The organism is Comamonas sp. SCN 65-56 (assembly GCF_001724135.1).
GTDB lineage: Bacteria > Pseudomonadota > Gammaproteobacteria > Burkholderiales > Burkholderiaceae_C > Comamonas_C.
Map to the genome: position 1 here is coordinate 1 of NZ_MEDS01000036.1, position 10,338 is coordinate 10,338.

Sequence of the window (10,338 nt, forward strand, 5' to 3'; positions counted from 1 at the left end):
GGCCACCTCGGGCCTGGAAATGAGCCAGAATGCCATGCGCCTGTCGTGGCCGCGCGAAGAGGTCGATGCCCGCCTGCTCGGCATCATGCAGGGCATCCATCAGGCCTGCCTGCAGCATGGGCGGCGCGAAGACGGCAGCATCAGCTACGTCGATGGCGCCAACCTGGCCGGCTTCATCAAGGTGGCCGACGCCATGCTGGCGCAGGGCGTGATCTGAGCAGCCACCGCCCCGCAGCGGGTCACCATGGGCCAAAAAAAGACCGCTTGCGCGGTCGGACTACCGAAAAAACCCCGTCTTCTACGAAGGCGGGGTTTTTTTAGCCTGAATAAGGTCGGTTTGACCCCATTTCCAAAAGAAAAAGCCCCTCCGAGGAGGGGCTTGGCTGGCCAATCAAGGGCCAACGTCAATGGCTATTTAATTACGTTTTACGTGCCAGTACAAACCGAAGTTGCGCCTACATATTTCTGGACTACTGACGTTGTACAGGCCCACGCACCTGTCGCTGCGGTACGCGTCAAAGTAATCGTTTCCCCTGCCACATCAGCAGGGCCGCCTACGATCGTAGCGGTAAGAACACCTGCCGACGTAGCGTCTGTTACCACAATAGTGGAGTTGGCATTGGTCGGCTGTACACCGATGAATCCCACCGTGCCCCCAGTAGTGTTGGGCGTCAAGCCTTCGTGCAGCGCAAGATCAAACCCGGTCTTGCCTGGAGCAACTTCAGCCAAAGCGGCACTCCATTTAGACTTTGCCACATAATCCTGATATGCCGGAATCGCCACCGCAGCCAGAATACCGATAATCGCCACCACGATCATCAGTTCGATCAGGGTAAAACCTTGTTGAACTTTACGCATTTCAAATCTCCTTAAATTGGGCAAGTTGAACACGAGCCTCCCGTGTCTGGCTTGTTAACGAGCAGCAGGCATGCCAACTTTAGGGCCGGGATATGATTTTGCGGGAACGATCCCGGGAAAGCCCGTCAATTCTGGCTTTTGACGCCGAATTCAATTCGGCCGCAACCCATTGTCACGCAGCTTCCCGGAGTTTGTGCGCGCTGCGCATGACCCGCCATGGCATGAGTTGACGTTTTTCGTCACTCTCGCCCCCTGCGGGGCCGGACAATAAAAAGCCACGCTTACACGCCAGCCATTCACTTGGCGTGTTGATAGACATGCCGCAGCTAGAGGGTTGACCTAAGGCCCCGCAACAATTCAGGCCGTAACCCAGGGGCCTTTCCTTTTCTTGCGCCAGCTCCTCGGCCTGGCGCTATTCAGCGCTCCTCCAGCCGTTTGCTTGCACTTCTTACCGACAATCTTAGCAATCGCAACGCGCGTTGTAAGTTATAAGATGCAATTATGTTAATCTGTGTTTAAAATGCAAGCCATGACTGACATAATACGATTACCCGATGAATTGGGACACCAGTTGCGAGCACGGCGCGAAGCGCTGGGTTTAAGCAAGTCTGCGCTCGCTGAAAAAGCGGGCAAGGTGCGCGAGGTTGTCTATCGGCTCGAGGCGGGGGAAGACACTACAGTGTCGTCGTTGTTGGCAGTCCTGGGGGCGTTGGGGTTGGTGCTTCGCATCGAACGCGCGGGCTTGCCATCCGCCAGTGAAGTCGCCGCCAGGTTCTTGGAAGAGGACGACGATGCTCCCTGAAAAGATTCGGCTGTTGAATGTCTCCATCGGAGCCACTGAGAATGCTGGGCAGTTGCTTCGGTCGTCGACATACGAATTTCGCTACCTTCAGCCAGACCCCGAGCAAGCCACGGTGGCGTTGCTCATGTCCCCCCGCGAGCAGCTTACGTGGCAGGACGGAGACCTGTTTCCCCCGATGGACCAGAACCTCCCCGAAGGCGACTTGTTCATGAGGATTCGGGAACTCTTCCCGAAGCAGCCAATGACACCGATGCACATGTTGGCACTGGTCGGACGCAATGGCATTGGTCGCCTGGGCTACAACTTGCCCAACCTGGCAGCAACACCTTTGCCCCGAACACTGAGCAAAAGCGAGTTGCTTAGTACGACGTACACCCCGGAGGTGTTCGATGATTTGGTGGCCGCCTACCTAAGCACAGGGGCGGGCATCGCCGGCATGCAACCTAAAATCATGGTGCCTGACCGGCCAACTGTGCCAATTCCATCGCTCATCGTGAAGGCAGCAAGTGCTGCGTACCCCGGACTGGCTGCCAACGAATTCCTCTGTCTGACTGCCGCCCGCGAAGCGGGTATCCAAGTGCCGTCGTTCGCGCTCTCCGACGATGGGCAGATGCTGGTGCTCGACCGATTCGACTTGGTCGTTCAGGACGATGGACGGGTCGAACGTTTGGGCTTTGAGGACATCGCAGCTCTGGCCGGGCTGCGGGTACGCGACATCCTGTCCGACCGCAAGTACCACGGCAGCTACCAGCGCATCGCAGAGTTGCTGCGCCAGTTCCAGTTACACAGCGACAACTTGCACCGGTTTTTTGAGCAGGTAGCGTTTTCAATTATGGTGCGAAATGGCGACGCGCACCTGAAGAACTTCGGTCTACTCTACCACTCGCCTGCGCACGTTTGGCTGGCTCCCATGTTCGATGTGGTGACAACGAGCATTTACAAATACACCCAATCTCCCGGTGGCCCCTTGCTTGAAGACCGAACGCTAGCGCTCAAGCTGTTCTCAGGAAAACACCGGACAAAGGCTTACCCCACTACCGAGGAACTGGTGGACTTTGGGCGCCGGATATGTGGTGTTGCTCAGCCGGCACGCGTACTTGAGCGCATAGCGCAGGCCATGCATAAGACTATGGAAGAGGCAAAAGGGGACTCGCGTGTTCCGAAGGAGTTGTGGGCACAGATGAGCCAAGCGTGGGCGTTGGGTTACGCCTATGCGTAATGGCTTGGTTGCTCGATAGCCAGCTGGCGGGATGGGGGGCGTGGAGGTGGCGCCCGAGGAGCCGGAAGCAGGTGGCCTACTGGTGGGATAGAGGCCACGGCGGGTGCGGGTAGCGCCGGAAACTTTTTCCGCAAGAAAATACCCCCATAAGTCATTGACTCATGAGGACATCCTATGAAGTTATTACCCCTTCATCAACACGCCAAGTGAATGGCTGGTACTTGCACGTGGCTTTTTTGGACTCTGGTGGGTCGGGCGAGATTCGAACTCACGACCAATGGATTTAAAAGTCCACTGCCCTACCGGCTGAGCTGCCGACCCGCGTGGTCCATAGGGCCAGCACCATACCCCACGCACCTGACTTAATTCAGACTACAATTGGTCCTGTCACGCTCGGCCAGCCAGGAGCAAACCATGAAATTTTCAACTCAAGTCAAGCCAATCAGTTATCTCAAGAGCCACGCGGCTGAAATCATCCGAGATATCACCGAAAGCCGGGAACCCATGCTTATTACCCAGAACGGGGAAGCCAGACTCGTGGTGATGGATGTCCGCTCATATGAGGAACATGAAGAGACCTTGGCGCTACTCAAGCTGTTGGCTATGGGTAACCATGAGATTGAACAGGGACATTTCCGCCCCGCGGATGAGGTGTTCGCCGATATCGACAGGGAAGCAGTTCAATGAGCTTCCGGATCGTGCTCCTGACGTCGGCGGAGCACGACCTGAAGGAGCTGAAGGGCTACATGGTCAAGAGCTTCGGCAAGGACGCTTGGCAAGCCAGCTACACAAAGATTAAAGACGCTGTGAATACCATCGGGGCATTTCCGCTTGGCGGCAATGTTCCCGAAGAACTCGAACGCCTCAACCTCACGCAATACCGTCAAGTTGTCGCGGGCATGAACAGAATAATCTATGAAGTGCGGCAGGAAATCGTCTATATCCACATTGTGTGCGACACGCGGAAAGACATGAAATCACTACTCACCAGACGGCTTGTGCGTATCGTCAAAATCTGATTTCCCAAGCCCCAGCGCTAAACAATTTCGACATGGCGCACAAAAGCAAAAAGCCACGGCGAACCGTGGCTTTTTAAATTCTGGTGGGTCGGGCGAGATTCGAACTCGCGACCAACGGATTAAAAGTTGATTTAACTGTTTGTTTTTGTTGACTAATTGCCCGTCCACGCTCGCTCACACTCGCTGATCCAAGCTTAGATTCGTCACGGTTGTTTGCACGGCTCGCGCACGCGATTGGCCTTGGGTAGCGCGTTCGCCTTAATTTTCCTGGCGTGTGAAGGTCAGTAATACAATTGCCCCTACAAAAAAACGGGGAGGGGCCCATGCTATTTCAAGAAGTTCAAATAAAAAACTTTCGCTCAATAAAGGACATTTCCATCAAGTTTGACCAGAAATGCCGCGTGCTGGTCGGCATGAACGAGTCAGGAAAGTCGAACATCCTAAACGCCCTGTCGCTTCTGTCGGAAGGGACGCTCCCATCAGATGAGGATCTAAGGCAGCCGTTACCTGATGAACCGATTCCTGAGCAAGCGTACGTTCGCTTCCTATTCAGGTTATCGAAAGAGGAAGTCGATAAAATATTGGCAGGTCTGTCTGCGCGCGTGTTAGGTGATTTTTCCATACCTATCATTTCACACGGCAAGACACGCTTGTCCTTACGGGAATTTTTCGAAGCGCGAAGCAAGGCGCTTTGGCATGTCGACGTAATCAGAAAAAAGAAGTACGCAACCTATTGGGCGCTCGAAGACGGCTATAAGGTTCTGCCGGGGTGGAGGAAGATCGACAGCACGAAGCTTCCTAGCTCCTGCTCGGTGACGAGAATAGACGGAGGCGATCCGGTCCCACTGGCCGGTTATACCTTCATAGATACACGCGCCTTTCTCTCAATTGATGGGGATTTTCTGGCCGCTATTGACCCCGAGGATCTCAACGATCTGGTTGGACTCGCTACGGCCGATTTCATAGAAGAGAACTTGCCGAAGTGCCAAATGTGGTCGTATGCAGACTCTAACCTTCTTCCCGCCCAGGTCAGCCTGAGTCAGTTTTCCGCAAACCCTGATATCTGTATTCCCCTTAAGCAGATTTTTGAACTGGCAGAGGTGAAGGACATCCCCACTGCCCTTGCAGACGCGCGGCGAGGCGGAATTCAACTCCTGAGAAATTTGCTTGACCGGGTGGGGCAGAGAACCACCCAGCATGTAAAGAAAATTTGGAGTGAGCTCAACGGGATCGATATATTGCTTGAGCCGAATGGTGACCACATAGACATAAGCGTGAGGGACTCCAAGAACAGGTACGCATTCAGCAAGCGCAGTGATGGATTCAAGCGGTTCATCACTTTTTTGTTAATGATTTCCGCGAAGGCGAGAACAGGTGGTTTGAAGAACAGCCTTCTCCTTATGGACGAGCCCGATATTGGCTTACACCCATCGGGAGCTCAGTACCTGAGAGATGAGCTTTTTGAAATCTCGTCTAGTAGCTACGTTGTTTACAGCACTCACTCCATTTTTATGATTGACCGGAATGATGTAAGCAGGCATCTGCTCGTTCGGAAGGACGACGAGATCACTACGGTAAGGGGTGCTGATAGTTCCAATATCCTGGATGAAGAGGTTCTTTATGAAGCTCTCGGATATTCAGTGTTTCAGTCTCTACGAGCTGAGAATTTCGTGTTTGAGGGTTGGAAGGACAAGCGGCTATTCCGAGTTGCCGTTGATAATCTCCCGGGCAGATATAAGAGTCTGGGCCGTATTTTTAAGGACGTGGGGCTTTGTCACTTGCAGGGGGTAAAGGACGCCGGTCGAGTAAGCGCAATCCTTGAAGTTGGAGCCCGTAGCTATCTCATCGTCAGCGACAGCGACCAAGCGGCGGTGCAAGCACAAGCGAAGTTCAAGGGAGACGGAGCTTGGAAACGCTACGACGAGATCTACCCTGCGGCTCCGGCGGAAACTAGCGAGGATTTTATTAAGGTTAACGCCCTTAGTCGTGCGGTAAACGACGTTGGCGGCCTCTATCCCGGTTTGCCTTTGATGGCGACAGCAGACATTGCTGTTGCCCAGGGGCGTTTAAAGGCGATTCGTGGTTGGCTGGAAGCGACTGGAATAATCCTTGAAAAGCAGGCTAAAGACGCCTTTCTCAGCGAGGTGAAGAATTATGTTTTTGACCATCTGGTGGTTGACGACATTGAACCCCAATATTTTGAACTCCTGAAGAGCTTGGCAGCCCTGTTGCCGCTGAAGCCTTAACTGCAGTCTCTAGGTAATGTGACGCAAGCGTGCTAGCGGAAAAGCAGTCTGTAAAACCCACCACGGAAGAGATCAAAGCCTTCTTCCTGCTCCTTCCTCTACTAGATCGTGAGCGTCGGGAGTTTCAGCTCGAGATAGCGGAAAAGCCAGAGTCGTTTGTGGCGAAATTCCTCACAAGCGGATTCCAGTGGGCACACCTATATGAAGTACCGTTCGAGCAATTGCTGAAGGTGTTTCTGGCCATTGCAGGTGTTGATCGGCTGGTTGCTGAAGCCTCGAAGGAAGATGCCCCATATAAAGCGCTGTTGGACCTGCCTCAAGAGATCGGTGACATGGAATGGTCGGGCGGGACCGGGGGTAAATTCACATACGGAGACCTACTGGGCTACATGCATGCGGTCATTGGTAGCTTAGATTGCCTTCTGATCTATGGTTGTTACCTCCATGACCTTATTGCAGAGGCCAGACAAGGCGACCTCCAGTCTTTGTTGAAAGCCATTCGTATTGACCCGTCCGTCGTTACGGGGCCGACCGCTTCACTCTTCATATCCGTTTCTGTCGTTGAGGGCGACAAGCCATTCCTCAAATCCGTCGGCGTGGCTATGTCAGGGAAGACAGGACGGCAGGCGAGGTATTTAAAGAAATTCAGACTCCTTATGCAGCTGCTCCATGAGGTTGGAGAACTGGGGCGCCCGACCAGGGAGTTGATGGAATTGGCACTCAGCGTGGGCGCCTACGATCGGGTGCCTGGTGCGGAAAAGAACGTCTCCGAGCTGATCCGCAAAGCTAAGAAGCTGAAACACAAAACCATCTCAAAATGAAAAATGAGATGGTCGTAAGCCCGTGACCTGATCTATTCAATCCACTCCACCCCAGGAAGCCGTGTTGGCACGCTGGTGCTTCAAATGGAGTGGATATGGAAATCCAGGTAACACAGAACAAAACTCAATCCGACGACGCGTGTGGGGCAGGCCGCGCGCGCGCGGCTGACCAACGCGCGGAGTTGGATAAGGATGCGGCGCCTAGTAACACAGCATCCAACAACAGCAATTGTGAACAGATAGGCTTTACTCCCTTGCGCTGGGGGGTGGACAGTCTCTATCTCTCTTACCCCGGCATGTTGGCCGACTCGGTCACTCGGAAGCTGGAAACCCTTAAGAGGATCGCCCAGTCCGAGCACGAATCGGAACAGGCAAAAGCCCAGTACGTCGTCGAGGATCACGTTTTCGAGGTCAAAGACAAAGGATCGGGAATCTTCCCCTTTGTCCTTCGCGATAACGCCTTCCGGATCGCACTCTCGCGGCCCAAGTCCGGTTCTCTGCCGATGGCCTATGTCCAGGTGTCCAGTCCGATGCTGTCGGCGTTCTCGCCCCAGCGAGCGGAAGCCCAGCTTAGTGACGTGCTTCTGAAGATGGGCGATGTCGAAGCAGCCCGGACAAGCCGAATCGACCTGTACGTCGATTTCATGTGCGACGTGGATATGGAGAGCTGGTCACGCCAAGCCTGGGTGACACGTGCCCACAATATCCAGTCTTATTCCTGCCTCGGCCAGTTCTCTGGCTGGTCCATCGGCATGGGCGGGGTGATTGCTGCACGCTTATATGACAAGACCCTGGAAATCCAAACCAGCGGCAAGGAATACCTGAAAGAGCTTTGGCTTCAGGCCGGATGGGATGGGGTGCGTCCGATCTGGCGGCTTGAATTCGAATTTAAACGCGAATTACTCACCCAGAAGGGGTTATCCGGACTGCATCAAACCCTGCGCCACCTGGGCGGATTGTGGGCCTACGCGACGGATGAATGGTTGCGGCTGACCTTGCCCAACGAAGAGGACGCGACCCGCTCGCGCTGGCCTGTGCATCCCCTGTGGGCGTGTTTGGCCTCGATTGATTGGGGCGGGGATGGCGGGCCATTGCTGAATCGCTTTACCTCGGTCAGTGCGCCCAGCGAAAAACAGGTTCTTTCCCGGATGCTTTCTTCTATGACGACCTTGATGGCCTTGAATGGTCACCTCAGCTTGGATGCCGCTTGGGACGGTCTGCGCCTCCGCCTGGATAACCATCTGCACACGCTCTGCATGTGGGAGGGCATACACCCTGACCAGTACGTCGAGGAGAAAGTCAGGATCAAGGCGCGGCGCTTCAATTCCATCCTCAACCAGGTGGACGAAGCTCCCGATCTTGAGGAAGAGGCTCGCCAGTATCTCAGGCAGTCGCGAGGCGGCTAATGAAAGAGGAAACCGCCCTGCCCTTGCCCGCTGCGCGTTGCTTGAACAAGGAACAAGCCGCGGAATATCTCGGCATAGGGGTGACCCTGCTCGTTGAGCTGGGTGTCCCCTTCATCAAGCTGGGTCGCCGCTGTGTGTATGACAAGCTTGACCTGGATGCCTGGCTGGATGACTATAAATCCCGCGAGCAAGGGCGGGCCGGAAAGGAGAAAACCTTATGGCCCGTGAAACCGGAATCCACCGGAGACAAGACTCTCGTTTCTGGTGGATTGACGCCGTCTTACCAAACGGCGAACGCGTACGCCAAAGCGCTAGGACTGAAGACCGAGAAGCAGCCGAAGCGTATCTCGCGCAGCTAAAGCTGGCGGCATACAAAGAAGCGCACTTCGGAATCAAGCCCAAGCGTTCTTGGCAAGAAGCGGTAGTACGGTATCTCGCACTCAAGGCGAACTTGAGAAGCATCGAGGATGTTCGGCGGATTTGTCGCAAGCTGGACCCCTACCTCGGCCATCTGAACCTGGATGAAATTTCGGGGGACGTGATTTGGGCCGTGGTTCAAGGGGAAATGAAAAAGGGCAACATGCCCGCGACGATCAACCGCTACCTTGCCACGATTCGCGCCCTTCTTCGGATGGCGCGCGATGAATGGCAATGGATCGATACGTTTCCCAAGATTCGCCTGCTGCCGGGTGAGGTCGAGCGGGATCGATGGCTTAACCGGGAGGAGTCGGAACGCTTGGTGCGCTCCTGCCCCGACCATCTAGCCGCGATTGTCCGTTTTGCTCTCGCTACCGGCTGCCGGGCGCGTGAGATTACCGGCTTGGAATGGGACCGGGTGGACATGCAGCGCAAAACCGCCTGGATCAACCAAACCAAGAATGGAACGCCGCGAGGCGTGCCGTTGAATACCGATGCGGTCTCGGTCCTCCGGGAGCAAATCGGCAAGCATTCTCGCTACTGCTTCACCTATCAGGGCGAGCCGATACGCTGGGAGTTATCGAACAGCGCTTGGCACTCGGCCTTGAAGAAGGCAGGCATCGAGGATTTGCGGTTTCACGATCTGCGCCACACCTGGGCGTCTTGGCATCGGCAGGCTGGAACAAGCTGCGACGAGCTAAAGGAGCTTGGGGGATGGAAATCCCGCAGCATGGTGGACCGCTATGCAAAGTACGCAACCGAACATCTAGCGGCTGCGGCGTCTCGGATCGAGAACGGCCAGGGCGGGAATGTGGTGCTGTTCTCCACGTTTTCCCCACGTCAGGAATTGAAAAAGGCCTAGCCATTACGGCTAAGCCTTTTAGATACTGGTGGGTCGGGCGAGATTCGAACTCGCGACCAACGGATTAAAAGTCCGCTGCTCTACCGGCTGAGCTACCGACCCGTGGATTTGATCTGCGTGGCAGAAGCCGTATCCGCGAAAGCGCGAAATTATATCTGAAGCTGCGCGGCCGGGTAAAGCGTTATGACGGTTTTTTTGTAAGAAACACCCGTCATGCCGTCCGCTGCCCGGGCTGGATGCGCCGGCAGAAAGCCCGGTCGCTCAGGCCGGATCCGCGGGGATTCTCTTGTACAGCGTGGGATCGGGCACCCCTGCCTGCGCGAATCCCTGGCGCCGCAGGCGGCAGGCATCGCACACGCCACAGGCGCGCCCGTCGGCATCGGCCTGATAGCAGCTCACGGTTTGCGCGTAATCGACGCCGAGCGCGGCGCCACGCTGGATGATCTGCGCCTTGGACAGGTGCTGCAGCGGCGCGTGGATGCGAAGCTTCGCGCCCTCGATTCCGGCGCGGGTGGCCAGGTTGGCCATGCGTTCGAATGCGGCGATGAATTCGGGGCGGCAGTCGGGGTAGCCGGAATAATCGACGGCGTTGACGCCGATGAAGATGTCGCGCGCGCCCAGGACTTCGGCCCAGGCGAGCGCCAGCGCCAGCATCACCGTGTTGCGCGCGGGCACGTAGGTGACCGGA

The 10,338-nt window shown here is 55.6% G+C and carries 11 protein-coding genes, 2 tRNA genes and 1 pseudogene; 10 read left to right on the forward strand and 4 right to left on the reverse strand.

Annotated features, from left to right (window positions below):
• Nucleotides 1–217 (forward strand): annotated as a pseudogene (locus tag ABS45_RS16940) (glutamate dehydrogenase); the annotation flags it as partial.
• 209 nt (nt 218–426) lie between these two features.
• On the opposite strand, the gene ABS45_RS16945 reads toward ABS45_RS16940, so the two are convergent.
• Nucleotides 427–858, reverse strand: a complete 432-nt coding sequence (locus ABS45_RS16945) for a pilin (protein WP_291557953.1) — start codon at nt 856–858, stop codon at nt 427–429.
• 529 nt (nt 859–1,387) lie between these two features.
• Between ABS45_RS16945 and ABS45_RS16950 the strand changes: the two genes are divergently transcribed.
• On the forward strand, nt 1,388–1,660 hold the full coding sequence (locus ABS45_RS16950) for a helix-turn-helix domain-containing protein (RefSeq protein WP_291557956.1): 273 nt from the start codon (nt 1,388–1,390) through the stop codon (nt 1,658–1,660).
• The gene (locus ABS45_RS16955) at nt 1,650–2,879 is read left to right on the forward strand and encodes a type II toxin-antitoxin system HipA family toxin (protein ID WP_291557960.1); all 1,230 of its coding nucleotides are present in this window, start codon (nt 1,650–1,652) and stop codon (nt 2,877–2,879) included. The genes ABS45_RS16950 and ABS45_RS16955 overlap by 11 nt, the downstream gene beginning before the upstream one ends.
• Nucleotides 2,880–3,123: 244 nt before the next feature.
• Here the strand turns inward: ABS45_RS16955 and ABS45_RS16960 are convergent.
• Nucleotides 3,124–3,200, reverse strand: a tRNA-Lys gene (locus ABS45_RS16960).
• 93 nt (nt 3,201–3,293) lie between these two features.
• On the opposite strand from ABS45_RS16960, the gene ABS45_RS16965 reads away from it, so the two are divergent.
• From ABS45_RS16965 to ABS45_RS16995, 7 genes are all read left to right on the forward strand, one after another.
• A complete protein-coding gene (locus tag ABS45_RS16965) occupies nt 3,294–3,566 on the forward strand; it encodes a type II toxin-antitoxin system Phd/YefM family antitoxin (RefSeq protein ID WP_291557963.1) in 273 nt (90 codons plus the stop codon).
• Nucleotides 3,563–3,898: a type II toxin-antitoxin system RelE/ParE family toxin gene (locus ABS45_RS16970; protein WP_291557966.1), complete on the forward strand. Its 336-nt coding sequence runs from the start codon at nt 3,563–3,565 to the stop codon at nt 3,896–3,898. Before ABS45_RS16965 ends, ABS45_RS16970 begins: the two co-directional genes overlap by 4 nt.
• 323 nt (nt 3,899–4,221) lie before the next feature.
• Nucleotides 4,222–6,144: an AAA family ATPase gene (locus ABS45_RS16975; protein WP_291557970.1), complete on the forward strand. Its 1,923-nt coding sequence runs from the start codon at nt 4,222–4,224 to the stop codon at nt 6,142–6,144.
• A 29-nt stretch (nt 6,145–6,173) separates the two neighbouring features.
• On the forward strand, nt 6,174–6,965 hold the full coding sequence (locus tag ABS45_RS16980) for a hypothetical protein (RefSeq protein WP_291557974.1): 792 nt from the start codon (nt 6,174–6,176) through the stop codon (nt 6,963–6,965).
• 95 nt (nt 6,966–7,060) lie between these two features.
• Nucleotides 7,061–8,371, forward strand: coding sequence for a hypothetical protein (locus ABS45_RS16985; protein ID WP_291557977.1), 1,311 nt, complete (start codon nt 7,061–7,063; stop codon nt 8,369–8,371).
• On the forward strand, nt 8,371–8,730 hold the full coding sequence (locus ABS45_RS16990; protein WP_291557980.1) for a hypothetical protein: 360 nt from the start codon (nt 8,371–8,373) through the stop codon (nt 8,728–8,730). The genes ABS45_RS16985 and ABS45_RS16990 overlap by 1 nt, the downstream gene beginning before the upstream one ends.
• A gap of 92 nt (nt 8,731–8,822) precedes the next feature.
• The gene (locus tag ABS45_RS16995; RefSeq protein WP_291557983.1) at nt 8,823–9,650 is read left to right on the forward strand and encodes a site-specific integrase; all 828 of its coding nucleotides are present in this window, start codon (nt 8,823–8,825) and stop codon (nt 9,648–9,650) included.
• 26 nt (nt 9,651–9,676) lie between these two features.
• On the opposite strand, the gene ABS45_RS17000 is transcribed toward ABS45_RS16995, so the two are convergent.
• Both ABS45_RS17000 and ABS45_RS17005 read right to left on the reverse strand, forming a co-directional pair.
• A tRNA-Lys gene (locus ABS45_RS17000) sits at nt 9,677–9,752 on the reverse strand.
• Between the two features lie 159 nt (nt 9,753–9,911).
• The coding region (locus ABS45_RS17005) for a 7-cyano-7-deazaguanine synthase (RefSeq protein WP_291557985.1) at nt 9,912–10,338 on the reverse strand (427 nt) is incomplete at its 5' end.

Excerpts from the sequence above, each read along its gene's own strand:
- ABS45_RS16955 (WP_291557960.1), top strand. The coding sequence starts at position 1,650 with ATGCTCCCTGAAAAGATTCGGCTGTTGAATGTCTCCATCGGAGCCACT.
- ABS45_RS16970 (WP_291557966.1), top strand. The coding sequence starts at position 3,563 with ATGAGCTTCCGGATCGTGCTCCTGACGTCGGCGGAGCACGACCTGAAG.
- ABS45_RS16985 (WP_291557977.1), top strand. The coding sequence starts at position 7,061 with ATGGAAATCCAGGTAACACAGAACAAAACTCAATCCGACGACGCGTGT.
- ABS45_RS16990 (WP_291557980.1), top strand. The coding sequence starts at position 8,371 with ATGAAAGAGGAAACCGCCCTGCCCTTGCCCGCTGCGCGTTGCTTGAAC.
- ABS45_RS16950 (WP_291557956.1), top strand. The coding sequence starts at position 1,388 with ATGACTGACATAATACGATTACCCGATGAATTGGGACACCAGTTGCGA.
- ABS45_RS16965 (WP_291557963.1), top strand. The coding sequence starts at position 3,294 with ATGAAATTTTCAACTCAAGTCAAGCCAATCAGTTATCTCAAGAGCCAC.
- ABS45_RS16945 (WP_291557953.1), bottom strand. The coding sequence starts at position 858 with ATGCGTAAAGTTCAACAAGGTTTTACCCTGATCGAACTGATGATCGTG.
- ABS45_RS16975 (WP_291557970.1), top strand. The coding sequence starts at position 4,222 with ATGCTATTTCAAGAAGTTCAAATAAAAAACTTTCGCTCAATAAAGGAC.